We start from the raw sequence: 22,882 nt of genomic DNA on the forward strand, positions 1-22,882 counted from the left end.
TGAGGAACAAGACGCGGAGCAGGAGGAAACCATGCCCGGGCGCTTTGAACTAAAACCAACCCTGGAGAAAGTCTGGCACGCGCCGGACAATTTTCGCTTCATGGACCCGCTGCCGCCGATGCATCGTCGGGGGATCATTATTGCCGCCATTGTATTGGTAGTCGGATTTCTGCTTCCATCTGATGATACGCCCAACGCGCCAGTGGTGACGCGTGAAGCGCAGTTAGATATTCAGTCGCAATCACAACCACCGACAGAAGAACAGCTGCGGGCGCAATTAGTCACGCCACAAAATGATCCTGATCAGGTGGCTCCGGTCGCTCCAGAACCAATACAGGAAGGCCAGCCAGAAGAGCAGCCGCAAACCACCCATACGCAACCATTCCAGCCAGATAGCGGAATTGATAATCAATGGCGCTCCTATCGTGTCGAACCCGGTAAAACGATGGCGCAGCTGTTCCGCGACCACGGACTGCCCGCTACCGATGTCTATGCCATGGCGCAGGTAGAAGGCGCGGGTAAGCCGCTGAGTAATTTGCAAAACGGGCAGATGGTGAAAATCCGCCAGAACGCCAGCGGCGTGGTGACGGGCTTAACCATTGATACGGGGAATAATCAACAGGTCCTGTTTACCCGCCAGCCGGATGGCAGTTTTATTCGTGCGCGGTAGATGAAGGGTCAACCAAAAGCCAGCTAAGGATTGTCTCTTTGATGACCTTACGTCTGGCTTCCAGTGCCTGGGGTGAAACCATACTGATGTGATAAACCAGGCCAAGCGTATGCTGGTTGATCAAATAATATCCCCCAAGCGCAGCAATATTAATATTCACCTGCAATGGGTCGATATCTGGCTTAAAAATATTGTGTTTCTTCCCTTCATCCAATAAGGATTCCATTAACTGCAAGTGCGCATGGTTAATTTCTAAAAGACGCTGTGACTTTGCATAATGCACACCCTTACTTTGATTTTCACTATGCACAATTTTTAAAAACCAGGGATTAGAAATATAATAATCCCATGTAAAATCGATTATTTTCTCAATGGCTTTCTGTGGCGGAAGATCTGAGAAATCAAGGGCCTTTTCTTTTTGTCGAATATCGTTCCAGGTATATTCCAGTACTTCGATAAATAAATTTTCTTTATTACCAAAGTGGTGATAAACCGTCTGTTTACTGCACCCTGCTGCCTTGACAATATTATCGACTCTGGCCCCTTCGTAACCATATTCGGCAAATTCATTAACCGCGCATAACAGCAGCTTTTCTTTCAGGCTCTGTACGTTGCTGGTATCAAGATACATAACGCTTCCCCACGACCTCTTCGTGGTGACTATCATAACCTGATTTGATTTCAGCTTCAGAAAAAAGGGCAAAAACTTGTACTTTCATCAGGTTATCAAATGTCCTGTGATCGCCATCGCATATCAACCAACTAGATGGTTGATCTTTTTATCATCCAGTCGCAAGCTAATCATCACCAAGGAAACAAAATTCAAAAAAAGAGAGCTATTGTATGAAATCCACTCGTCCTGTTGCCGTGATTACCGGAGCCGCTCGTGGTATTGGAAAGGGCTGTGCGCTGGAGCTTGCGCGTGGCGGATTTAATCTGCTGATTAATGATCGTCCGGATGCGGATAGCGTAGAAAAATTACATGCCACACAACAAGAATGTCTGGCGGAAGGCGTGGAAGTGATTTGCTTCCCTGCTGATGTGGGCGATCTCTCCCTTCATGAAGAGATGCTCGACGCGGCGCAAAACCAGTGGGGACGTCTGGACTGTCTACTCAACAACGCAGGCATTTCAGTGAAAAAACGCGGTGACCTCCTCGACCTCGAACCAGACAGCTTCGATCAAAACATTGCCATTAACACCCGCGCGCCGTTCTTCCTTGCTCAGGCATTCAGTAAGCGCTTACTGGCACAGCCGAAACCGGAAGCAGAACTGCCGCACCGCTCGATTATTTTTGTCAGTTCCATCAACGCCATCATGCTGGCGATGAATCGCGGCGAATATACCATTGCCAAAACTGCCGTCTCCGCCGCAGCTCGTCTGTTTGCCGCTCGCCTTTGCAATGAACAAATTGGCGTTTATGAAGTGCGCCCTGGTCTCATCAAAACTGATATGACTATTCCGGCAACGGCTTATTACGACGAACTGATTGCCAAAGGTCTGGTGCCGTGGGGACGTTGGGGTTATCCGGCTGATATTGCTTCCACTGTCCGCGCGATGGCGGAAGGTAAACTGATTTACACCTGCGGTCAGGCGGTTGCCATCGACGGCGGCTTAAGTATGCCGCGCTTCTGAGGCTGAATCATGAGAGATCTGTTACAACGCCCGGATTTATTCAGTATCAATACCGCAACACTGGGCTATAAAACGCCGCTACCCGCCATTATTGATGCCTGCGCCGCACGCGGTATTGGCGCAATTGCCCCCTGGCGCAGGGAGTTGCAGGGTGAAGATCTCCAGCAAATCGCCCGCCAGCTTGCTGCCAGTAACATAAACGTTTCCGGTTTGTGCCGTAGCACCTACTACACCGCACCGACGCTGGCGGAGCGCAAACTGGCGATTGACGATAACCGCCGGGCGCTGGACGACGCCGCTGTACTGAACGCTGCCTGTTATATGCAGGTGGTTGGCGGTCTGCCAATGGGAACAAAAGATCTGTACGAAGCGCGGGAACAGGTGAAACAAGGGATTCGCCAGTTGCTGCCACATTCGAAAGATGTCGGTGTGCCAATTGCACTGGAGCCACTGCACCCGATGACTGCTGCCGATCGTTCTTGTCTGTGCACGTTACGTCAGGCGCTGGACTGGTGTGATGAACTCGATCCCGATGGCGAATTTGGCCTCGGCGTGGCGGTAGATGTCTACCATGTCTGGTGGGATCCGGATCTCGCCAGTCAGATCCTGCGTGCCGGAAAACGCATCCTCGCGTTTCATGTTTCCGACTGGTTAGTGCCGACCACCGATCTGGTCAATGACCGTGGAATGCCGGGAGATGGTGTCATCAATATTCCGTCAATTCGTCGGCTGGTTGAAAACGCCGGATTTAATGGCGCTATTGAACTGGAAATATTCTCACCGTATTGGTGGCAGCAAGATATTGACAGCACACTGGATATTAGCGTCGATCGCATCGCGCATTATTGCTAAGGAATAATCATGAGTGACCAACCCGTTCTGTTCAGCAGAGCGGCGGCTTCTTGCCGCCTGACATTGAACCGTGAAGATAAATGTCATGCTATTAATGAAGAAATGATCGAATCTCTCGACCATTATTTAAATGAAATTGAAAATGACACGGCATTACGCTTAGTCGAATTAACGGCAACCGGCGATAAATTCTTTTGTGCGGGCGGCGATATTAAATCGTGGTCGGCCTATTCGCCATTAGATATGGGCAGAAAATGGATTAAACGCGGTAACGAGGTTTTTAATCGCCTGCGCAATTTACCCCAATTAACGGTTGCAAATCTCAACGGTCATACCATTGGCGGTGGGATTGAACTCGCCTTGTGCTGCGATATTCGTATTGCCCGCCCCGGCGCGAAATTCTCTAACCCGGAAGTGATGCTCGGCATGGTGCCTGGCTGGATGGGCATTGAACGCGTGCTTAATCAGGTTGGCCCGGTGGTCGGTCGCCAGATGCTGATGCTGGGTAAACGCCTGACGGCGCAGGAAGCTCAGGCGGCGAATTTAATTGATGAAGTGGTAGAAAAAGAACAGGTGGAAAGCTGGATGGCGAATCAGTTAGCGCAGCTGGAAAAATGCGGTCCGGTGGCGCTCGCACATATCAAGCAACTGATTCTGGCACTGGAAAATAAACATGCTGATTACCCGCACCAGTTACTGGCTGGATTAATGTCCGCCACTCAGGATTGCCAGCAGGCGACGCGCGCCTTTGCCGAAAAAAGTAGCGTGAGCTTCCAAAATAAATAAGGAAATTGTATGCGTAAGATAACAACCACCGAGACACTGGCGGCGCAAATTCAGGACGGCGCAACCATTGCCATTAGCGGTAATGGCGGCGGAATGGTGGAAGCGGACCATATTCTGGCTGCTATTGAAGCGCGTTTCCTGCAAACCGGACACCCGCGCGATCTGACATTAATCCACTCGCTGGGCATTGGCGATCGCGACTGCAAAGGCACTAACCGCTTCGCTCATGCAGATATGCTCAAACGCATCATTGCCGGGCACTTTACCTGGTCGCCCAAAATGCAGGCGCTGGTAAAAAATAACACGATTGAAGCCTACTGCTTTCCTGGTGGCGTGATTCAGGCACTGCTACGGGAGATCGGCGCCGGACGTCCGGGGCTTTTTACCCACGTTGGGCTGGGATCGTTTGTTGATCCACGCAATGGCGGCGGTAAGTCGAATGAATGCACGACCGACGACCTGGTAGAACTGATTGAAATCGATGGTGAAACCAAACTTCGTTATCGCCCTTTCAAAGTGGATTACGCGATTTTGCGTGGCACTTATGCCGATCCACGAGGCAACGTCAGCCTCGAAGAAGAGGCGATTGATATGGATAGCTATTCGATGGCGCTGGCAGCACACAACAGCGGCGGCAAAGTGTTCGTACAGGTACGCGATGTGCTGGAAGCTGGCGCGATTGAACCACGCCGGGTCAAATTACCGGGCATTCTGGTTGATGGCATCGTTGAACACCGCGAACAACCGCAAACCTATCTTGGCGGTTACGACCTGACCATTAGCGGTCAACATCGCCGTCTGAGTTCTAACGACGCTATTGAACTGGTTAGTCATCCAGTACGCCGCCTGATTGCCCGTCGGGCAGCACGCGAACTGGTGGCTGGCGCTTCAACCAACTTTGGCTTTGGTATTCCTGGCGGTATTCCAGGCGTAGCGCTGCGCGAAGGCGTTCCTTACCAAAGTTTATGGCTGAGCGTCGAGCAAGGTGTACATAACGGCATGATGCTGGATGATGCGTTCTTCGGCTGCGCCCGCAACGCCGACGCCATTATTCCATCACTCGATCAATTTGAGTTCTACAGTGGCGGAGGGATCGATATCACCTTCCTCGGCATGGGAGAGATGGATCAGTACGGTAACGTCAACGTCTCCCATCTCAATGGCAATCTGATTGGCCCCGGCGGATTTCTCGAAATTGCGCAAAACGCCCGTAAAGTGGTGTTCTGCGGCACGTTCGACGCCAAAGGTAGCAAGATCGATGTAACGCCAGATGGCTTGCATATCGCCCAGTCAGGTCAAATCCCTAAACTGGTTACCCAGGTGGAAAAAATCACTTTTAGCGCCGCCTACGCACAGCAAAGCGGTCAGGAAGTGTTGTATATCACTGAACGTGCAGTATTCCAGTTAACGGCAGAAGGCGTTGAATTAATTGAAATCGCACCGGGTGTGGAGATTGAGCGCGACATTCTGCCGTATATGGCTTTCCGTCCAATTATCAAGCACCCACGCCTGATGGAAAGTAGCCTGTTTACGCCGATGGAGGATGCATGAGCCAGCTTGATGACACCCTCCTTGATGCGCTGACACACGTCACTTTCCCAAAGGGTTTTGTGTCAGCAGAGCCAGCGTCAATTGTCACGGTTGAAGATGTCGATTACCCGATCTGGCAAGTTGATGCGCTAGTCGTTGGTAGCGGCGCAGCAGGATTACGTGCGGCAGTTGAACTTAAACGCCGCCAGCAAAATGTGCTGATCGCCACCGCCGGGTTATATATGGGGACATCGGCATGTTCTGGCTCTGATAAACAGACGCTGTTTACCGCCGCTACCGCGGGCAACGGCGATAACTTCGCCAAACTGGCGGAAGCACTGGCGAGCGGTGGGGCGATGGATCATGACACCGCTTATGTCGAAGCGGTAGGTTCTCTGCACACTCTTGGCGGGTTGCAATATCTTGGTCTGGAATTACCGGAAGATCGCTATGGCGCGATTCTTCGTTATCAAACCGACCATGACGAAGCCGGGCGTGCAACCTCGTGTGGGCCGCGTACCTCAAGGTTAATGGTGAAAGTGCTGTTGGAAGAAGTACAGCGCCTCGCCATTCCAGTGTTGACCAGTGCAACAGTGATTAAACTGCTGCATCAGCGTGACGAAAACGGCGAAGACCGTGTGGCGGGGGCAATCCTCGCGACCGGTCATCGCGCCCTTAACCCATGGGGGCTGGCAATTGTGACTGCGCCCAATGTGGTACTGGCAACAGGAGGGCCTGGCGAGCTTTATCGCGACAGTGTGTACCCACACAAATGTTTTGGCTCGCTGGGGCTGGCGCTGGAGGAAGGCCTGACACTAACTAATCTGACCGAAAGCCAGTTTGGTATAGGCACGCCGCGCAGCACGTTTCCGTGGAATTTGTCCGGCACCTATGTGCAGGTGATCCCATATATCTATTCCGTGGATGCTGAGGGTAACGAGTATAACTTCCTCGCGGATTACTATCGCACCACCCAGGAGCTGGCTTCAAACATCTTCCGTAAAGGCTATCAGTGGCCGTTCCACGCCACGCGGGTAATGGATTTTGGCTCCAGCTTGTTAGATATGGCGGTGGCGCAAGAGCAGCAATCAGGGCGTCAGGTATTTATGGATTTCAATCGTAATCCTGTAGCGGTGCCTGGTGATTTGCCCTTCTCATTAGATCGACTGGACGACGACGTTCGCGCGTATCTGGAAAATAACGACGCTCTGGCACCATCGCCCATCGAACGACTGCAACGAATGAATCCGCTGTCTATCTCGCTGTATAAGATGCACGGTTACGATCTCACCACGCAGCCATTGCAGTTTGCCATGAATAATCAGCACATGAATGGCGGCATTGAAGTCGATATCTGGGGACAAACATCTCTGCCCGGTTGTTTTGCAGTGGGGGAAGTTGCTGGCACACACGGCGTCACCCGACCTGGCGGCGCGGCGTTGAATGCCGGGCAGGTTTTTGCTGTTCGTCTGGCGCGCTTTATTGGTTGCACGCAAAAGCGGAATATTGATGGAGATATTGCACAGCTGGCAGCTCCGGCACTGGCTTCTATAAGAGAGATCATTACTCAGGCGCACGATAACGGGACCGGGATGCCGTTGTCGATTGTGAGAGAAAAAATTCAGGCACGAATGTCTGACTATGCGGGATTTATTTGCCATGCCGATAAAGTTCGACGTGCCACTCGTGATGCCCTGCTATTGAGTGAATTTGTCCAACAGCATGGATTGGCAATCAAACATGTGGGCGAAGTTGCCGAGCTGTTTATGTGGCGGCATATGGCACTGACTTCTGCCGCCGTATTAACGCAATTGACGCATTATATTGACGCAGGTGGTGGTAGCCGGGGAGCACGTATTATTCTCGACAGTGATGGAAATTCTATTCCGCAAACACGAAATGGTTTTTGTGATGCCTGGCGCTTTCGTTCAGAGCGTACTGAGGATAAAAAAGATAAACTACTTATTCATTATTGCAACGGTATCTTTCACGTCAGAGAAACACCTGTTCGTGAGTTTCCTATTATCCGAGGTATTTGGTTTGAAAAAAACTGGCCTGGTTTTCTTAATGGGACAATTTACCAGCCACAGGATGAATGATATTGCAAAGGTTAATCACTATGCGAAATATAATTAGATCTATTAATGCTCTACTTGCAGCATTGAACATTACCATTTTGGCGATCATCGTGGCATGTGTGACGTGGCAGGTGGCTGCACGATTTATATTTACTAGTCCCAGTATTTTTACAGATGAACTCAGCCGTTTGCTCTTTATTTGTCTTGGACTTTTTGGTGGGGCATACACCGCAGGGCAAAACCGGCATCTGGCGATTGACCTGATACCTATGATGCTGAAAGGAAAAGCCCGACGTCATTTATTTTTGTGTATTCAGATTATCGTTATTATCTTCGCTACCATCATTATGGTATATGGTGGTGGGCTATTAACGATGGATACATTCGATTCAGGTCAGACCTCGCCCGCTTTAGGCTGGCAAATGGGATATATCTATATGAGCATCCCGATGAGTGGTGTACTTATTATTATATACACCATAGATATGGTTTTAACCGAACTTAAACAACCACTCTAAAGATAACAAACAACAACCAACCATAGTAGGAATGGAGAAATTATGGATTACTGGTTACCGATTATTGTGTTATTTGGTGCCTTCTTTTTTATGTTGGCATTAGGTGTACCTATTGTTTATGCCATTGGTTTATCGACACTGGCATCAATTTCCACACAACTCGATTTCAACTCAGCATTGAGTGTGGTTTCCCAAAAGTTAGCCTCCGGGTTAGATAGTTTTACGTTGTTGGCAATCCCATTTTTTATCTTGTCTGGCAACATTATGAATCATGGAGGAATAGCGCGACGATTAATCAACTTTGCCCGTATTCTCGGCGGTCGTCTGCCAGGCTCACTTGCCCACTGTAATATTCTCGCCAATATGCTGTTCGGGGCAATTTCTGGTTCAGCCGTGGCTTCGGCGGCTGCGATGGGCGGCGTCATGCATCCGCAACAGGTTAAAGAGGGCTACGACCCGGCATTCAGTACTGCGGTTAACGTTGCCTCTGCCCCGACGGGTTTGCTTATTCCACCAAGTAATACGTTAATCGTCTATTCACTGGTCAGTGGTGGTACTTCTATTGCCGCACTGTTTCTGGCGGGTTATGTTCCGGGAATTTTGCTGGGTCTGGCACTGATGGTAATAGCCGGTATTATCGCGGTACGTCGCGGTTATCCAAAGCCAGAACGCCCGACTTTACGCCAGGCTGGCGTTGCGATATGGATGGCTATCCCCAGTATTTTCCTGATTATTTTAATTATGGGGGGTGTATTAAGTGGTATTTTTACCCCGACAGAGGCCTCCGCAATTGCAGTAATTTATACCCTTTTCCTTGCACTGGTTCTTTATCGTGAAATCTCAGTTAAAGATTTACCTAAAATATTTCTGGAATCCGTTATTACCACTGCAATTGTCTTGTTATTAATTGGTTCTTCGATGGGAATGTCATGGGCGATGTCAAACGCTGACGTTCCCTTCCTGATTCTCGATTTGCTTAACACTATTTCTGACAACCCAATAATAATCCTGCTTATTATCAATATTATCCTGTTGATTATCGGCACTTTTATGGATATGACACCGGCGGTACTGATTTTTACGCCGATATTTTTACCGGTTGTCACCGAACTGGGCATGGACCCGATTCACTTTGGTATTGTCATGGTACTGAACATGTGTATCGGTATTTGTACTCCGCCTGTAGGCAGTGTGTTATTTGTCGGTTGTAGTGTATCTAAATTACCGATTAATAAAATTATCAAACCTATGCTGCCATTTTATGCCGTGATGGTATTGGTGCTGGCAATGGTGACCTATATTCCGCAAATCAGTATGGCATTGCCAAGAGCACTGGGTTACTGATGCGCATTCACTGGCGGCACCTGCCGCCATATTTATTAGAAAAGGAACATCTATGAAAATAAAAGTATCCGCTGGCATTATCGGTGCTGTTCTTATGTTATCCGCAAGCCAGTCCTGGGCAGTGACATTAAAACTGAGTCATAATCAGGATAAGTCTCATCCTGTTCATAAAGCGATGGAGTTCTTTGCGAAAAAGAGCAAAGAGTACTCTAACGGTGATATTACTATTCGTATTTATCCAAATGGAACATTGGGTACTCAACGAGAAACAATGGAGCTGATTCGTTCTGGCGCTATTCCACTGGTAAAAACCAACGCGGCAGAAATGGAAGCATTTGAAAATTCCTATAAATTATTTAGCCTGCCTTATTTGTTCCGCGATCGTGATCATTATTATCAGGTCATGCAGGGCGATATCGGGAGAAAAATCCTCGACTCAACGAAAAGCAAAGGTTATTTCGGGCTGACTTTTTATGATGGAGGCGCCCGCAGTTTCTACGGCAATAAACCAGTACTGAAACCAGACGATCTCAAAGGCATGAAAGTCCGTGTCCAGCCAAGTCCTGGCGCAGTTGAAATGATCAAAGTCATGGGCGGTAACCCGACGCCACTGGATTACGGCGAGTTGTATACAGCCTTACAGCAGGGTGTGGTCGATATGGCAGAAAACAGCGTGATGGCGCTGACCACCATGCGTCACGGTGAAGTGGCAAAATCCTTCAGCCTTGACGAACACACTATGGTTCCCGATGTGGTTCTGATGAGCAATGCTGCGTTTGATAAACTTAGCCCGGAAAATCAGGCAGTTATATTAAAAGCAGCTAAAGAATCAATGAGCTACATGAAAGACTTGTGGAGCGAGGAAGAGAAACAAGAATTTGCAAAACTGGATAAAATGGGCGTGAAAGTCTACCAGGTAGATAAAGCTCCGTTTATCGAGAAAGTACAGCCAATGTACGCAAACTTCGCTAAGGACAACCCAGCCCTTGCCCCAATGCTGGCTGATATTCAGGCAGCTAAGTAATTATCTTCGTAGGGCTGCTTATTGTGGCCCTTATCGATATCTGCAAGTGCTCGCTACAAAAGCAAAACGCCGACCAATGGTCGGCGTTTTTACGTCTCGTTGAATAACGAATTATTCAGCTACTACGTTTACGATCACTTTCGCGAATACTTCGCTGTGAACCTGGAAGCTCACTTCGTGTTCGCCAGTGGTACGCAGAACGCCGTTCGGCAGACGAACTTCGCTCTTAGCCACTTCAACGCCAGCTGCAGTTAAAGCGTCAGCGATGTCGCGAGTACCGATGGAACCGAACAGTTTACCTTCGTCGCCAGCTTTAGACGCGATGGTAACAGTTTCCAGTGCATTGATTTTCTCAGCGCGAGCATTAGCAGCTGCCAGAACTTCAGCCAGTTTAGCTTCCAGTTCAGCGCGACGTGCTTCGAAGAATTCAATGTTTTTCTTGGTAGCTGGAACAGCTTTACCCTGCGGTACCAGGAAGTTACGAGCATAGCCCGCTTTAACGTTTACCTGATCACCCAGGCTACCCAGGTTTGCTACTTTATCAAGCAGAATAACTTGCATTACCTTATCCTCTCAAAGTCGTATTAATGGACCGTGACCGATTACTGATGGCGATCAGTGTACGGCAGCAGGGACAGGTAGCGAGCGCGTTTGATAGCGCGAGCCAGCTGACGCTGGTATTTTGCACGGGTACCGGTGATACGGCTTGGGACAATCTTACCGCTTTCGGTGATGTAGTTTTTCAGCGTAGCGATATCTTTATAGTCGATCTCTTGAACGCCTTCCGCGGTGAAACGGCAGAACTTGCGACGACGGAAATAACGTGCCATATGGCTAGTCTCCAGAATCTATCAATTCAATCTGCTCGGCATGCAAAACCATTTTGCTCAGTCCGTTCTTTGCCTTGTGGCATGAAATGAACCCCTGAACGGTTATGCGACTGCCGACCGTTATACTGTGAGTAATGGCCTGGTTTTCGTGTCCGCTAACAATAACGGGCATTTGACACCACGCCTGCCGGTGAAAGCCGGCTTCCTCCTGCACAGAACGATGCTCAAGCACGAACTGGCAGTGAGGAATTCCTGATGGACTGACCTTTCGAAGGGGAGTCCTGCACACGGTGCCGGACAACACCAGACGGTTGGTCATCAGAAATTACTCTTCAGAATCCCCAGCTTCAGCATCATCAGCGGTTTCGTTTGCGAAATCATCGCGACGCTCACGGCGCTCGTCTTTCGCTTTAACCATCGGAGATGCTTCGGTAACAGCGTGCTTGGTACGCATAACCATGCTGCGGATAACGGCATCGTTGAAGCGGAAGGTAGTTTCCAGCTCATCGATCACTTCCTGCGGAGCTTCAACGTTCATCAGAACGTAGTGTGCTTTGTGCAGTTTGTTGATCGGGTAAGCCAGCTGACGGCGACCCCAGTCTTCCAGACGGTGGATCTTGCCTTCTGCACCAGTGATGGCAGCAGTGTAGCGCTCGATCATGCCCGGAACCTGTTCGCTCTGGTCAGGATGGACCATAAAAACGATTTCGTAATGACGCATCGAATTGCTCCTTACGGATTATTCAGCCTCCTGTCTGGGTCAGCCGAATCCCGGGGAGGCAAGGAACGTGTTAAAGGTCGGCTGAAAAATGACGCGTTATAGTACTGACATACCCCGCTAAACTCAAGGGCAGAGCCGAAATAAATCTCCCCTTTCGCAAATAACCTCTAAACCGCTGATTTGGAGTTCATCACACTTCATCATGGTGTTTTTTTGAACAACTGCATCAGAAATGGTCACCATCAACTTCTTTATCATTGATTAAAATTAAATCAGAAGATCATCACAGAGGAGAGCACACAAAGTCAGCCGTCGAGGAGGTATCTATGTTCAGTCGTGTTTTAGCCCTTCTGGCTGTGCTTTTGCTAAGTGCAAATACATGGGCAGCCATTGAAATTAATAACCACCAGGCCAGAAATATGGACGATGTGCAAAGCTTAGGCGTGATTTATATCAACCATAACTTCGCCACTGAAAGTGAAGCACGTCAGGCATTAAATGAAGAGACAGATGCGCAGGGCGCAACGTACTACCACGTGATTCTGATGCGGGAACCGGGAAGTAACGGCAATATGCACGCCAGCGCGGATATTTATCGCTAGCACCAGGTATAACCAACGAAACATTGCCATAGTTTGCTTTGCCCCCTTCGCAGGGGGCTTTTTTTGAAAAACGGCTGCGGAATTAGACCAGTTATCTCCCGAAGAAGGAAATTTCCGCAGCGCGTGTTTTACTTCTGCCCGTAATAAGCGTTGGGACCATGCTTACGCATGAAGTGTTTATTCATAAGATAGCTGTCGATGTGATTCAGTTGCGGGTTTATACTGCGCGCAATCCACGCCATTTTCGCCACTTCTTCCATCACCACCGCGTTATGCACCGCATCGTGGGCATCTTTCCCCCAGGCAAACGGCCCGTGCTGATACACCACAATTCCCGGCGTATGCAGCGGTTCAGCGCCACCCAGCGTTTCGATAATCACTTTGCCGGTGTTCAGTTCATACTCGCCCTGCACCTCTTCTTCGCTTAACCCACGCGTACACGGGATGTCGCCAAAGAAGTAGTCGGCGTGCGTGGTGCCTAACGCCGGGATCGCCAGCCCCGCCTGCGCCCATGCGGTGGCATGAGTGGAGTGGGTATGGACAATGCCGCCAAGCGACGGGTAACGACGGTAGAGTTCGAGATGCGTCGCAGTATCGGAAGACGGGCGATACGCCCCTTCCACCACCTTGCCGCTCATATCAACCACCACCATATCGTCTGCTTTCATGGTTTCGTAGGCGACGCCGCTGGGCTTGATCACCACCAGCCCGCGTTCGCGGTCAATGGCGCTGACGTTGCCCCAGGTAAAGGTCACCAGCCCGTAGCGCGGCAGATCCATGTTGGCTTCAAACACCTGCTGTTTTAGCTTTTGCATTATGCCGCCTCCACCATGCCTGCTTTGGCCATGCGCGCTTTCACCCAATCACGCGCTTTCGCCACTTCTGCCGCCGGGTCTTCCGCCGTTTCGCTCCACATCTCAATCAGGTACGGCCCGCAATAGCCACTCTGCTTGAGCGTTTCAAAGCAACGTTCGAAATCCACTACGCCTTCGCCAAACGGCACATTTTTGAAGACGCCTGGTTTGGTGTCTTTCACATGCACCGCGACGATATGCCCAATTCCGGCCTGCAATTCCATCTGCACGTCGTTGTCCCACGCCGACAGGTTGCCGATATCCGGGTAGAGCTGGAACCACGGGTTGTTGAGATAGTGCGCGTAGCCCAGCGCCTTGCTGATGGAGTTCATCAACGGATAATCCATGATCTCCATCGCCAGCGTCACCTGCGCACGGCTTGCCATCTCAACGCTCTCTTTCAGGCCGTCACGGAAACGACGACGCGTTTCGTTATTGGCTTCCTGATAATAAACGTCATAGCCCGCCAGCTGGATCACGCGAATACCAACGTCCTGGGCGAACTGGATAGCTTTATGCATAATCTCCAGCCCCTGCGCCCGTACCGCGTCATCTTCGCTGCCCAGCGGGAAACGACGATGAGCAGAAAGGCACATGGAGGGCACGCGCACGCCGGTTTCAACAATCGCATTCACCAGCGCCAGACGCTGCTCGCGGCTCCAGTCGAGGCGCGACAGGCGATCGTCCGTTTCATCTACCGACATCTCGACAAAATCGAAGCCTAACGTTTTTGCCAGTTGCAGCCGTTCCAGCCAGCACTCCCCGGCGGGGAGCGCTTTTTCATAGATGCCAAGCGGGATTTGTTTGGACAACATATCCGCTCCTTAACCCCACAGTTCGGCGATGGAACGTTTGAACTGACGTGCGGCTTCCACCGGAGAAGCGGCATCACGGATACTACGGCCCGCGATAAAGACGTGAATCGGAATGCCTTTGAACAGCGGCAGATCTTCCAGCGCCAGGCCACCAGTGACGGTCACTTTGAAGCCCATATCGGAAAGACGTTTGATCGCGGTAATGTCCGCTTCGCCCCACGCTACGCCTGCGGCCTGTGCGTCACGGCTGCGGTGATAAACCACCTGCTGAATGCCTGCGTCGCGCCACTGCTGCGCCTGTTCCCAGGTCCAGTAACCGGTCAGTTCGATCTGCACGTCGCCGTTAAACTCTTTTGCCACGTCCAGCGCACCTTTGGCGGTGTTGATATCCGCACAGCAAATCACGGTCACCCAGTCAGCGTTGGCTTCGAAGCACATACGAGAAAGGATTTTGCCCGCATCGGCAATTTTGGCGTCTGCCAGTACGATTTTGTGCGGGTAAAGCGCTTTCAGGTCACGAACCGCACGCACGCCTTCGCCCACGCACAGAATGGTGCCCACTTCAATAATGTCGACTTCTTCGGCAATCAGGCGAGTGGTTTCGTAGGCGCTATCCATAGTCTGGTTGTCCAGCGCGACTTGCAACATCGGTAATGACATCTTCAATTCCTTCTTAAGCTGCCGCGTTGGTGCGGTCAATGAGATCCAGTACTTCCTGCTCGGTACGGCAGGCACGTAAACGGTCGAAATTCTCTTCATCTTCAAACAGGTTGACGATCTGCATGATGCCCACTTCCTGGTGGGTGTTGGCATCAACCGCCGCCATAGTGATGAGGATATCCACCGGGTCGTTATCTTCGTGGTTGAACTCCAGCGGCTTTTTCAGCGTCACCAGCGCAAAACCGGTTTTCTTAACACCCTCTTCCGGGCGACCGTGCGGCATTGCCAGGCCTGGTGCGAGCACAAAGTACGGACCGTGCTGTTCAACCGCATCCAGAATCGCCTGGTAGTAACGCGGCTCGACAACATCCGCCGCCACCAGCAGGTCAACGCCGATTTTCACTGCGTCCTGCCATGTCTCAGCTTCAGCCTGCAGACGGATAGATTTATTCTCCGCCAGCGAATCACGTAATTTCATAGCGCGCCCTTACTTCACGTCCTGCGGGAAATGCGCTTTGATCACTTCCAGCAGTTTCGGGCCAAAGTCAGCAGGAGAGAGCATGTTGCGCACGCCAACCACATATTTGTTGCCGGTCACGGTGATTTCGCCCGCAATGTGCGTAGAAGCGATGATGATATCCGCGCCGCTCAACTCGCTTTTGTATTCGCCAACCGCGCAGCTGTTTACCGTGTGGTCAATGTTCGACTGGGTTAAAAACTGGTCCACTTTCATCTTCATGATCATGGAACTGCCTTGTCCGTTGCCACACACAGCCAGAATACGTACGGTCATAATCAAAACTCCTTATTAAGCAGACTGTTCTGCCAGTTGTTTTTCTGCATCTTCTTCTGCGCGCAGTGCGCGGCCAGCGAAGAACATATAAGCCAGTGCAATTACAATGATGACAGCCATAAAGGCGATACCGATGGAGAAGAAGCCCTGCATCATCGGCGGTGCCAGAATCGACCAGTCCGCCATACCCATCCAGGCACTCATACCGGTAAGTTTCACCGCCCAGACGCAACCAAAGATTTCGATCATCCCCATCACCAGACAAATCTTCAGCGCCGCACGCCAGCCGCCGAAGTGGTTAGCGAACACGCCAATAGTGGCGTTGGAGAAGAACATCGGGATAAAGCCTGGGATAATCAGGATCGAGGAACCGCAGGCGACCAGGATGCCAACCGCAATCAGCTGACCGATGGTGCCCCACATAAAGCCCCAGACTACGGCGTTCGGCGCGAAGCTATAAATAGCCGCACAGTCAATCGCCAGGACCGCACCAGGGATCAGGCGCTGGGAGATACCGTTAAACGCTTCAGAGAGTTCCGCCACAAACATGCGCACACCCTGAGTGATGATGAAGATCGCCACCGCAAAGGAGAAACCGGTTTGCAGGATGTACACCGTCCAGTTCACTTTACCTGCCATCGCCTGCACGGTGTCGATACCGAAGGAGAGCAAAATGGCACCAAAGAAGATGGTCATGACAATCGCCGTGGAGACGATGTTGTCGTGGAAAATATTCAGCCAGCCTGGCAGTTTGAGGTCTTCAACGCTTTCCTCTTTTTTGCCGAGGAACGGCGCAACTTTATAGGCAATCCATGATGCAAACTGTTGCTGGTGACCGATGGAGAAACCGCAGCCGTCCGTCACTTCCTGAGTCGGTTTGTACATCATGTTGGAGGTTATGCCCCAGTAGAGCGAAACCAGAATCGCCGTGCAGATAATGGTCGTCCACATGGAGTAGCCGAAAATAAACAACGTAACGGCAATCAGTCCCGCCTGCTGGAACATGATGTGTCCAGTCAGCATGATGGTACGAATACCGGTAATGCGACGCAGCAGCACGTAACAGATGTTCAGCGCCAGCGCTAACAACACCGCGTAACCTACCCAGCTATAGGCATCGCCCATGCGGTCGATGGTTGCCATCATCGACGCGTAAGTATCGGAAATTGCGCCGTTAATGCCGTAGACTTCGGACATTTTCGCCACCACCGGTTTGAAGGTGCTGGTGAGGATGCCGGACCCTGCCTGCAACAACATGAAACCAATTATGGTTTTAATCGTGCCTTTAATAATAACGCTGACACTTTTGCGCAGTAGGATGTAGCCCAGACAGGTCACAATACCCAGCAACAACGGGGCATTGGTCATGACCTGGTTAAAAAACACGGTAAAGATGTTGTAGAGGATCTCCATAACGATCTCCTGAAGAAGAGGTAACCGGGTATTCCACACACCCGGAATGTTGTGCACTCACTCTAATTTTCAAAAGTAATCACAACAAGATTATTTATGATTAAATGTGACGCGACCCGCAAATAATTCCACATGGATAGAGTGGGATTCACACAACGAAACGATTATTCATTTAAATTCATTTAGTTAATTGAATTACACATTCCATTAAATCTTTCCATACTCAAAATCAACAACAACTTCCCTGGCAAAAAGTCAAAAAATGGTCATTGCCTTCCTGAAAAAATAGTGTCAGGATTAATCAAAACCAATCACATATTGATTCGAATTGAACTATCATGAAGGTAAATGGCGATGAGTAAAGTGAAAAGTATCACCCGAGAATCCTGGATCCTGAGCACTTTCCCGGAGTGGGGTAGCTGGCTGAATGAAGAAATTGAACAAGAGCAGGTCGCCCCTGGCACATTTGCGATGTGGTGGCTAGGCTGCACCGGGATCTGGCTAAAATCAGAAGGTGGCACCAACGTTTGCGTTGATTTCTGGTGCGGCACTGGCAAACAAAGTCACGGTAACCCGTTAATGAAACAGGGTCACCAGATGCAGCGCATGGCTGGCGTGAAAAAACTGCAGCCAAACCTGCGCACCACCCCGTTTGTTCTTGATCCGTTTGCGATTCGCCAGATCGACGCGGTACTGGCGACTCACGATCACAACGATCATATCGACGTTAACGTCGCTGCTGCCGTGATGCAGAACTGTGCTGATGACGTACCGTTCATTGGACCGAAAACCTGCGTTGATTTGTGGATTGGCTGGGGTGTGCCGAAAGAACGTTGCATCGTGGTCAAACCAGGCGATGTCGTTAAAGTGAAAGACATTGAAATTCATGCGCTTGACGCTTTCGACCGTACTGCACTGATCACCCTACCTGCCGATCAAAAAGCGGCTGGCGTACTGCCAGATGGCATGGACGATCGCGCAGTAAACTACCTGTTCAAAACCCCTGGCGGTTCCCTGTATCACAGTGGCGATTCCCACTACTCTAACTATTATGCGAAGCACGGTAACGAACATCAGATCGATGTGGCGTTAGGATCGTACGGTGAGAACCCACGCGGTATTACCGACAAAATGACCAGCGCCGATATGCTGCGTATGGGTGAAGCCCTGAATGCGAAAGTGGTTATCCCGTTCCACCACGACATCTGGTCAAACTTCCAGGCCGATCCGCAAGAAATCCGCGTGCTGTGGGAGATGAAAAAAGATCGTCTGAAGTATGGCTTCAAGCCGTTTATCTGGCAGGTGGGCGGCAAATTTACCTGGCCGCTGGATAAAGACAACTTCGAGTACCACTATCCGCGTGGTTTCGATGATTGCTTCACTATTGAACCGGATCTGCCGTTCAAGTCGTTCCTGTAATCTGTCGTTTATACCGGATAGCGTGGAGTAGTTCGCGCTATCCGGCGTAGTATTTCCTGGCTATTTCAAATATCATCTAAAAAAATCAAATTTTATCGGAATAGCTCATGACTGAAGCACAAAGACATCAAATCCTCCTGGAAATGCTCGCACAATTGGGCTTTGTGACCGTTGAGAAAGTCGTTGAGCGTCTGGGAATTTCGCCTGCCACTGCACGACGCGATATCAATAAACTTGACGAAAGCGGCAAACTGAAAAAAGTGCGCAATGGCGCAGAAGCTATTACCCAGCAGCGCCCACGCTGGACGCCGATGAATCTGCATCAGGCGCAGAATCACGATGAAAAAGTACGTATTGCTAAAGCGGCCTCGCAGCTGGTTAATCCGGGCGAAAGCGTAGTCATCAACTGCGGCTCCACCGCGTTTCTGCTTGGGCGGGAAATGTGTGGCAAGCCAGTGCAAATCATCACTAATTATCTACCGCTGGCAAATTACCTGATCGATCAGGAGCATGACAGCGTGATCATTATGGGCGGACAGTACAACAAAAGTCAGTCCATCACTTTAAGCCCGCAGGGCAGCGAAAACAGTCTCTATGCCGGGCACTGGATGTTTACCAGCGGCAAAGGGCTGACAGCAGAAGGGTTGTATAAAACCGATATGTTGACGGCAATGGCAGAGCAGAAGATGCTGAGCGTGGTAGGGAAACTGGTGGTACTGGTTGATAGCAGTAAGATTGGCGAACGCGCGGGAATGCTTTTTAGCCGTGCCGATCAAATCGATATGCTGATCACCGGCAAAAATGCTAACCCGGAAATCCTGCAACAGCTGGAAGCGCAAGGGGTCAGCATTCTGCGTGTTTAAAGATGCTGGCGGAAAAATGTCACGGCAGCATCTAATGCCTCAGGCGTAATGCGGTGACGCACGCCAGGCTGCCATGAACAGGTTAGCAGTTTATCCCGTCCCGTCTCGCTTAAGGCCTGCTGCAAACGTAGTGATTCGTCGGCAGGCACGACGTCGTCGTCAAGGCCATGCCACAGCAGTAGAGGTCTGTCAGCAAGTTGTTCCTGGTGGTTTGTCGCTTCCCACTCTGCCAGCGGCGCGACAATGTTATTGAATTCATTCTGCTGTGCTGCCGTTTCAGGTATCAGCGGTGGAAACAGTGAACGGGCGAGCGATGTAAAATAGCCCGATCCCATCATGCTGGCGGTACATTTCACCGTGGGGTGGCGAGCGGTAATTCCCAGTGCCGTCATCGCGCCCATCGACGCGCCACCGACTGCCAGACGGTCATCACGCAGCCAGTTTTCTTCGGCTATTGCCGCACGTAAGGTAGTGAATTCCTGCATACTTTGTAGCAAGATTTGCCAGAATTGATTTAACCGCCGCGCTGCGTCGCCACTAAAACGGCTACCGTGATCGGGCGCATCCGGCATGATCACCCGCAAACCAGCCTGCGCCAGCGCAACGGCAAAATAGCTATACACCAGACTGGACGAAGTAAAGCCGTGATAAAAAATCACACACGGTAACGGGGTATCTTTTTGCCCGACAGGATAAGCATGAAGAACGGGAGTATCTGCCAGCTCGCGTGATTCTATTTCAATCATCTGTCTCTCCTTTTTGTCTGGTATGACATGAAGAAATCCTTAGCACAAGTTTCTGCTGGCGGTATTAGTTCATAATGTTGAGATGTGGGTTACGCTTTCGTCACGTTTTCATTCGAAAATCGCGTACCAGGTAACAATTCGGGAACATTCCCCCAAAGTTAAATTAATAAGGCACTACACTATGGTTAGCAGGAAACGTAATAGCGTTATTTACCGGTTTGCCAGTTTATTATTGGTGTTGATGTTAAGTGCCTGTAGCGCACTGCAAGGTACGCCACAGCCAGCACCGCCAGTAACCGACCATCCGCAAGAGATTCGCCGCGACCAGACGCAAGGGTTACAGCGAATAGGTAGCGTAAGCACGATGGTTCGGGGTTCTCCGGATGACGCATTAGCAGAAATCAGAGCGAAAGCTGTCGCTGCAAAAGCTGATTATTACGTTGTCGTCATGGTGGACGAAACCATCGTGACAGGACAGTGGTATTCACAAGCCATTTTGTACCGTAAATAAATCAGACAACTTACATAGTCAGCTTTACATTGCTTTGCGTCCCTATGCGTTTACCTGTGCACAATAAATTACCGGCTGGAAGCTCGGGCGTTTATTACCGCGATGGAATGCCCTGCAACATGTGGGGAAACGAAAAATGGAGCTGACGATGAAACAATTACTTGCCTCACCCTCGCTGCAATTAGTGACTTATCCTGCGAGCGCCACGGCACAGTCTGCAGAATTCGCCAGTGCTGACTGCGTGACGGGCCTGAATGAAATAGGTCAGATCTCAGTTAGCAATATTTCAGGGGATCCGCAGGACGTGGAACGTATCGTGGCGTTAAAGGCCGATGAACAAGGTGCGTCATGGTACCGCATTATTACCATGTACGAAGACCAGCAGCCTGATAACTGGCGCGTACAGGCGATACTGTATGCGTGAGTATCATCTACTGCAAATGAACAATGCCGGATGCGGCGCGAGCGCCTTGTCCGGCCTACAATTTTAAAATATTTCATTTAGTTAATCGAAACCAGCGTCGCATCAGTCGTATACGCTTACAAACACACTCCTCCCGTCGCCCGCAGCAATAAATCATTCTGGATCTGCTCTGACAACCGTACGCCGCCGCGCGTATCTAACATCACCTGACACCACGCCTGCGCCATTGGCGGAGAGGCATATTTCAACATTTGCGCACCACAGCCCAGCAGGAATAGCTGATGAGTAATCTCTCGCCCCAGTTCTTCAGCAGGCTTACGCAGCTGCTGCTGTAAACGACGAACCGCGCGATCAAAATAGCGATCCTGTCCTTTCACTTCCACAAATGCTTCCGACAATAAGTCGTATACGCCCGCTTGCTTATTGAGCACGCGCAGCACATCCAGGCACATAATGTTGCCGGAACCTTCCCAGATACTATTTACCGGCATCTCCCGGTAAAGCCGCGGCAGCTCGCTCTCCTCGCAATAACCAATGCCGCCCAGCACCTCCATCGCTTCGGCCATAAACGGCATACCTCGTTTGCAGATCACAAATTTCGCCGCAGGCGTAAATAAACGCGCCCACAGGGCTTCTTTGGCATCAGCACGCCGGTCCCACGCTCGCGCAAGACGAAACAGCAACGCCGTTTGACCTTCAAGCTGAAGCGCCATGCGACTTAAGACATGACGCATAAGGGGCTGTTGGATCAATGGATTACCAAAAACATGGCGTTGATGTGCATGATAAATCGCCAGCGAAAATGCACGGCGCATCATGGCATGGCTACCCAGGGCGCAATCAAAACGCGTCATCCCTCCCATTTTCAGGATCAGACGAGTTCCTTCCCCTTCCTGCCCTAACAACCAGCCAATGGCATCCTGAAACTCCACTTCGCAACTGGCGTTAGAGCGATTACCCAGCTTATCTTTCAGCCGCTCGAGGCGAATCGCGTTGCGTTGCCCGTCAGGCAAAAAGCGCGGCACAAAAAAGCAGGACAAACCGCCCGTAGTCTGCGCCAGCACCAGATGCGCATCGCTTTGCGGCACCGAGAAAAACCATTTATGCCCCACCAGCCGATAAGAGCCATCTTCCAGGCGCTCTGCGCGGGTGGTGTTGCTCATGACATCGGAACCGCCCTGCTTTTCCGTCATTCCCATGCCAATCAACAAACCGCGTTTTTGCCCACCTGGCAATAAGTGAGAATCGTAGCGATCGCTCAACAGCGGCGTGGTCCAGTCCTGAAACGGCGCGGGTAACATCTGTAACAGCAATGGCGTGGCGGCAAAGGTCATGGTTATCGGACATAACGACCCAGCCTCAACCTGCGCATGTAACATAAAACGCGCCGCGCGCGCCACAAATGCGCCGGAGCGAGCGTCTTCTTCCCAGGCAAGATTGTGCACCCGATTGGTACATAGCGCCTGCATCAGCAGGTGCCAGGCGGGGTGAAAACGCACATCGTCCAGACGGCGTCCTTGCGCATCGTAGCGCAATAATTCAGGCGGATTCACATTCGCCAGCCGCCCCAGTTCAAGGGATTCAGCCGTCCCTAACTGCTGACCAATACTGGCTAGAAAATCGCTATCCCAGCCAGCACCTTCACGCGTTACCGCTTCGCAGAGCGCGCCATCAGACAGGTATAAATTGCTGTTATTTAATGGTATAGGTTGATTAAAAACGGTGTGAGTTTGCCAGTGCACTGTGTCTCCCTCCATCAATGGCAGTCACCATTAGTATGGTCACTGCCATGGA

General features: G+C 50.7%; 27 protein-coding genes. 14 read left to right on the plus strand and 13 right to left on the minus strand.

Annotated features, from left to right (window positions below):
- Positions 1–31: 31 nt before the first annotated feature.
- The gene (gene ytfB, locus ACJHYW_RS03110; RefSeq protein ID WP_016246812.1) at positions 32–670 is read left to right on the plus strand and encodes a cell division protein YtfB; all 639 of its coding nucleotides are present in this window, start codon (positions 32–34) and stop codon (positions 668–670) included.
- Here ytfB and ACJHYW_RS03115 read toward each other — a convergent pair.
- Positions 654–1,301, minus strand: a complete 648-nt coding sequence (locus ACJHYW_RS03115) for a TetR/AcrR family transcriptional regulator (protein WP_001317585.1) — start codon at positions 1,299–1,301, stop codon at positions 654–656. The two genes, ytfB and ACJHYW_RS03115, sit on opposite strands and share 17 nt — an antisense overlap.
- A gap of 212 nt (positions 1,302–1,513) precedes the next feature.
- On the opposite strand from ACJHYW_RS03115, the gene ACJHYW_RS03120 reads away from it, so the two are divergent.
- From ACJHYW_RS03120 to ACJHYW_RS03155, 8 genes are read left to right on the plus strand one after another with little or no spacing between them, the layout of a single operon-like run.
- Positions 1,514–2,305 carry a 3-ketoacyl-ACP reductase gene (locus ACJHYW_RS03120; protein ID WP_000843394.1) on the plus strand — a complete coding sequence of 264 codons (792 nt, stop codon included), beginning with the start codon at positions 1,514–1,516 and terminating at the stop codon, positions 2,303–2,305.
- A gap of 9 nt (positions 2,306–2,314) precedes the next feature.
- Positions 2,315–3,157, plus strand: coding sequence for a sugar phosphate isomerase/epimerase family protein (locus ACJHYW_RS03125; protein ID WP_022646472.1), 843 nt, complete (start codon positions 2,315–2,317; stop codon positions 3,155–3,157).
- 9 nt (positions 3,158–3,166) lie between these two features.
- Positions 3,167–3,943 carry an enoyl-CoA hydratase/isomerase family protein gene (locus ACJHYW_RS03130; RefSeq protein WP_112916890.1) on the plus strand — a complete coding sequence of 259 codons (777 nt, stop codon included), beginning with the start codon at positions 3,167–3,169 and terminating at the stop codon, positions 3,941–3,943.
- A 9-nt stretch (positions 3,944–3,952) separates the two neighbouring features.
- Entirely contained in the window at positions 3,953–5,494 is a 1,542-nt protein-coding gene (locus tag ACJHYW_RS03135; protein ID WP_001226989.1) for an acyl CoA:acetate/3-ketoacid CoA transferase, read from the plus strand.
- Complete coding sequence (locus ACJHYW_RS03140; protein WP_000080365.1) at positions 5,491–7,572, plus strand: FAD-binding protein; 2,082 nt, start codon at positions 5,491–5,493, stop codon at positions 7,570–7,572. Before ACJHYW_RS03135 ends, ACJHYW_RS03140 begins: the two co-directional genes overlap by 4 nt.
- 20 nt (positions 7,573–7,592) lie before the next feature.
- Positions 7,593–8,069 carry a TRAP transporter small permease gene (locus ACJHYW_RS03145; RefSeq protein ID WP_001361378.1) on the plus strand — a complete coding sequence of 159 codons (477 nt, stop codon included), beginning with the start codon at positions 7,593–7,595 and terminating at the stop codon, positions 8,067–8,069.
- Between the two features lie 42 nt (positions 8,070–8,111).
- A complete protein-coding gene (locus ACJHYW_RS03150) occupies positions 8,112–9,413 on the plus strand; it encodes a TRAP transporter large permease (protein WP_000386846.1) in 1,302 nt (433 codons plus the stop codon).
- 52 nt (positions 9,414–9,465) lie between these two features.
- Positions 9,466–10,437 carry a TRAP transporter substrate-binding protein gene (locus tag ACJHYW_RS03155; protein WP_000695886.1) on the plus strand — a complete coding sequence of 324 codons (972 nt, stop codon included), beginning with the start codon at positions 9,466–9,468 and terminating at the stop codon, positions 10,435–10,437.
- Positions 10,438–10,548: 111 nt separating this feature from the next.
- On the opposite strand, the gene rplI is transcribed toward ACJHYW_RS03155, so the two are convergent.
- The 4 genes from rplI to rpsF are packed head-to-tail and all read right to left on the minus strand — an operon-like array spanning position 10,549 to position 11,988.
- A complete protein-coding gene (gene rplI, locus ACJHYW_RS03160) occupies positions 10,549–10,998 on the minus strand; it encodes a 50S ribosomal protein L9 (RefSeq protein WP_410233340.1) in 450 nt (149 codons plus the stop codon).
- Between the two features lie 41 nt (positions 10,999–11,039).
- On the minus strand, positions 11,040–11,267 hold the full coding sequence (gene rpsR / locus ACJHYW_RS03165) for a 30S ribosomal protein S18 (RefSeq protein ID WP_000135199.1): 228 nt from the start codon (positions 11,265–11,267) through the stop codon (positions 11,040–11,042).
- Between the two features lie 4 nt (positions 11,268–11,271).
- Positions 11,272–11,586, minus strand: a complete 315-nt coding sequence (gene priB / locus ACJHYW_RS03170) for a primosomal replication protein N (RefSeq protein WP_001296681.1) — start codon at positions 11,584–11,586, stop codon at positions 11,272–11,274.
- Between the two features lie 6 nt (positions 11,587–11,592).
- Entirely contained in the window at positions 11,593–11,988 is a 396-nt protein-coding gene (gene rpsF, locus ACJHYW_RS03175) for a 30S ribosomal protein S6 (protein WP_001216676.1), read from the minus strand.
- 326 nt (positions 11,989–12,314) lie between these two features.
- On the opposite strand from rpsF, the gene yjfY reads away from it, so the two are divergent.
- Entirely contained in the window at positions 12,315–12,590 is a 276-nt protein-coding gene (yjfY, locus tag ACJHYW_RS03180; RefSeq protein ID WP_000492914.1) for a DUF1471 family protein YjfY, read from the plus strand.
- 128 nt (positions 12,591–12,718) lie between these two features.
- Here the strand turns inward: yjfY and ulaF are convergent, their stop codons facing one another.
- From ulaF to ulaA, 6 genes are read right to left on the minus strand one after another with little or no spacing between them, the layout of a single operon-like run.
- On the minus strand, positions 12,719–13,405 hold the full coding sequence (ulaF, locus tag ACJHYW_RS03185; protein ID WP_001170799.1) for an L-ribulose-5-phosphate 4-epimerase UlaF: 687 nt from the start codon (positions 13,403–13,405) through the stop codon (positions 12,719–12,721).
- Positions 13,405–14,259, minus strand: a complete 855-nt coding sequence (gene ulaE, locus ACJHYW_RS03190) for an L-ribulose-5-phosphate 3-epimerase UlaE (RefSeq protein WP_000949494.1) — start codon at positions 14,257–14,259, stop codon at positions 13,405–13,407. Before ulaE ends, ulaF begins: the two co-directional genes overlap by 1 nt.
- 9 nt (positions 14,260–14,268) lie before the next feature.
- Positions 14,269–14,919, minus strand: a complete 651-nt coding sequence (gene ulaD, locus ACJHYW_RS03195; protein ID WP_000056760.1) for a 3-keto-L-gulonate-6-phosphate decarboxylase UlaD — start codon at positions 14,917–14,919, stop codon at positions 14,269–14,271.
- 13 nt (positions 14,920–14,932) lie between these two features.
- Complete coding sequence (gene ulaC / locus ACJHYW_RS03200) at positions 14,933–15,397, minus strand: PTS ascorbate transporter subunit IIA (RefSeq protein WP_000776505.1); 465 nt, start codon at positions 15,395–15,397, stop codon at positions 14,933–14,935.
- A 9-nt stretch (positions 15,398–15,406) separates the two neighbouring features.
- Positions 15,407–15,712: a PTS ascorbate transporter subunit IIB gene (gene ulaB, locus ACJHYW_RS03205; protein ID WP_000218360.1), complete on the minus strand. Its 306-nt coding sequence runs from the start codon at positions 15,710–15,712 to the stop codon at positions 15,407–15,409.
- A 15-nt stretch (positions 15,713–15,727) separates the two neighbouring features.
- Complete coding sequence (gene ulaA / locus ACJHYW_RS03210; RefSeq protein ID WP_001300695.1) at positions 15,728–17,125, minus strand: PTS ascorbate transporter subunit IIC; 1,398 nt, start codon at positions 17,123–17,125, stop codon at positions 15,728–15,730.
- Between the two features lie 354 nt (positions 17,126–17,479).
- Here ulaA and ulaG point away from each other — a divergent pair, with 354 nt between their 5' ends.
- Both ulaG and ulaR read left to right on the plus strand, forming a co-directional pair.
- Complete coding sequence (ulaG, locus tag ACJHYW_RS03215; RefSeq protein ID WP_001295191.1) at positions 17,480–18,544, plus strand: L-ascorbate 6-phosphate lactonase; 1,065 nt, start codon at positions 17,480–17,482, stop codon at positions 18,542–18,544.
- Positions 18,545–18,651: 107 nt separating this feature from the next.
- Positions 18,652–19,407: an HTH-type transcriptional regulator UlaR gene (gene ulaR, locus ACJHYW_RS03220; RefSeq protein ID WP_000133631.1), complete on the plus strand. Its 756-nt coding sequence runs from the start codon at positions 18,652–18,654 to the stop codon at positions 19,405–19,407.
- On the opposite strand, the gene yjfP is transcribed toward ulaR, so the two are convergent.
- Complete coding sequence (gene yjfP / locus ACJHYW_RS03225) at positions 19,404–20,153, minus strand: esterase (RefSeq protein WP_000569734.1); 750 nt, start codon at positions 20,151–20,153, stop codon at positions 19,404–19,406. The two genes, ulaR and yjfP, sit on opposite strands and share 4 nt — an antisense overlap.
- Positions 20,154–20,334: 181 nt before the next feature.
- Between yjfP and bsmA the strand changes: the two genes are divergently transcribed.
- Together bsmA and yjfN are read left to right on the plus strand one after the other, a co-directional pair.
- Entirely contained in the window at positions 20,335–20,664 is a 330-nt protein-coding gene (bsmA, locus tag ACJHYW_RS03230; RefSeq protein WP_000254636.1) for a biofilm peroxide resistance protein BsmA, read from the plus strand.
- Positions 20,665–20,812: 148 nt separating this feature from the next.
- The gene (gene yjfN / locus ACJHYW_RS03235; protein WP_000811566.1) at positions 20,813–21,088 is read left to right on the plus strand and encodes a DUF1471 family protease activator YjfN; all 276 of its coding nucleotides are present in this window, start codon (positions 20,813–20,815) and stop codon (positions 21,086–21,088) included.
- Positions 21,089–21,204: 116 nt separating this feature from the next.
- Here the strand turns inward: yjfN and ACJHYW_RS03240 are convergent, their stop codons facing one another.
- Positions 21,205–22,830 carry an isovaleryl-CoA dehydrogenase gene (locus tag ACJHYW_RS03240; protein WP_001361379.1) on the minus strand — a complete coding sequence of 542 codons (1,626 nt, stop codon included), beginning with the start codon at positions 22,828–22,830 and terminating at the stop codon, positions 21,205–21,207.
- Positions 22,831–22,882: the final 52 nt, after the last annotated feature.

The sequence above is a fragment of the Escherichia sp. WS3063 genome, from assembly GCF_046486595.1.
In the GTDB taxonomy this organism is placed as follows: domain Bacteria; phylum Pseudomonadota; class Gammaproteobacteria; order Enterobacterales; family Enterobacteriaceae; genus Escherichia; species Escherichia coli.

What these genes read in the sequence shown, in the direction of transcription:
- priB (WP_001296681.1), bottom strand. Translation starts at nt 11,586, where the DNA reads ATGACCAACCGTCTGGTGTTGTCCGGCACCGTGTGCAGGACTCCCCTT.
- ACJHYW_RS03130 (WP_112916890.1), top strand. Translation starts at nt 3,167, where the DNA reads ATGAGTGACCAACCCGTTCTGTTCAGCAGAGCGGCGGCTTCTTGCCGC.
- yjfP (WP_000569734.1), bottom strand. Translation starts at nt 20,153, where the DNA reads ATGATTGAAATAGAATCACGCGAGCTGGCAGATACTCCCGTTCTTCAT.
- ACJHYW_RS03150 (WP_000386846.1), top strand. Translation starts at nt 8,112, where the DNA reads ATGGATTACTGGTTACCGATTATTGTGTTATTTGGTGCCTTCTTTTTT.
- ACJHYW_RS03115 (WP_001317585.1), bottom strand. Translation starts at nt 1,301, where the DNA reads ATGTATCTTGATACCAGCAACGTACAGAGCCTGAAAGAAAAGCTGCTG.
- rplI (WP_410233340.1), bottom strand. Translation starts at nt 10,998, where the DNA reads ATGCAAGTTATTCTGCTTGATAAAGTAGCAAACCTGGGTAGCCTGGGT.
- ulaR (WP_000133631.1), top strand. Translation starts at nt 18,652, where the DNA reads ATGACTGAAGCACAAAGACATCAAATCCTCCTGGAAATGCTCGCACAA.
- ACJHYW_RS03135 (WP_001226989.1), top strand. Translation starts at nt 3,953, where the DNA reads ATGCGTAAGATAACAACCACCGAGACACTGGCGGCGCAAATTCAGGAC.
- ACJHYW_RS03155 (WP_000695886.1), top strand. Translation starts at nt 9,466, where the DNA reads ATGAAAATAAAAGTATCCGCTGGCATTATCGGTGCTGTTCTTATGTTA.
- ulaB (WP_000218360.1), bottom strand. Translation starts at nt 15,712, where the DNA reads ATGACCGTACGTATTCTGGCTGTGTGTGGCAACGGACAAGGCAGTTCC.
- ulaA (WP_001300695.1), bottom strand. Translation starts at nt 17,125, where the DNA reads ATGGAGATCCTCTACAACATCTTTACCGTGTTTTTTAACCAGGTCATG.
- ulaG (WP_001295191.1), top strand. Translation starts at nt 17,480, where the DNA reads ATGAGTAAAGTGAAAAGTATCACCCGAGAATCCTGGATCCTGAGCACT.
- rpsR (WP_000135199.1), bottom strand. Translation starts at nt 11,267, where the DNA reads ATGGCACGTTATTTCCGTCGTCGCAAGTTCTGCCGTTTCACCGCGGAA.
- ACJHYW_RS03145 (WP_001361378.1), top strand. Translation starts at nt 7,593, where the DNA reads ATGCGAAATATAATTAGATCTATTAATGCTCTACTTGCAGCATTGAAC.
- ulaC (WP_000776505.1), bottom strand. Translation starts at nt 15,397, where the DNA reads ATGAAATTACGTGATTCGCTGGCGGAGAATAAATCTATCCGTCTGCAG.
- ulaD (WP_000056760.1), bottom strand. Translation starts at nt 14,919, where the DNA reads ATGTCATTACCGATGTTGCAAGTCGCGCTGGACAACCAGACTATGGAT.
- yjfY (WP_000492914.1), top strand. Translation starts at nt 12,315, where the DNA reads ATGTTCAGTCGTGTTTTAGCCCTTCTGGCTGTGCTTTTGCTAAGTGCA.
- rpsF (WP_001216676.1), bottom strand. Translation starts at nt 11,988, where the DNA reads ATGCGTCATTACGAAATCGTTTTTATGGTCCATCCTGACCAGAGCGAA.
- ytfB (WP_016246812.1), top strand. Translation starts at nt 32, where the DNA reads ATGCCCGGGCGCTTTGAACTAAAACCAACCCTGGAGAAAGTCTGGCAC.
- ACJHYW_RS03120 (WP_000843394.1), top strand. Translation starts at nt 1,514, where the DNA reads ATGAAATCCACTCGTCCTGTTGCCGTGATTACCGGAGCCGCTCGTGGT.
- bsmA (WP_000254636.1), top strand. Translation starts at nt 20,335, where the DNA reads ATGGTTAGCAGGAAACGTAATAGCGTTATTTACCGGTTTGCCAGTTTA.
- yjfN (WP_000811566.1), top strand. Translation starts at nt 20,813, where the DNA reads ATGAAACAATTACTTGCCTCACCCTCGCTGCAATTAGTGACTTATCCT.
- ulaF (WP_001170799.1), bottom strand. Translation starts at nt 13,405, where the DNA reads ATGCAAAAGCTAAAACAGCAGGTGTTTGAAGCCAACATGGATCTGCCG.
- ACJHYW_RS03140 (WP_000080365.1), top strand. Translation starts at nt 5,491, where the DNA reads ATGAGCCAGCTTGATGACACCCTCCTTGATGCGCTGACACACGTCACT.
- ACJHYW_RS03125 (WP_022646472.1), top strand. Translation starts at nt 2,315, where the DNA reads ATGAGAGATCTGTTACAACGCCCGGATTTATTCAGTATCAATACCGCA.
- ulaE (WP_000949494.1), bottom strand. Translation starts at nt 14,259, where the DNA reads ATGTTGTCCAAACAAATCCCGCTTGGCATCTATGAAAAAGCGCTCCCC.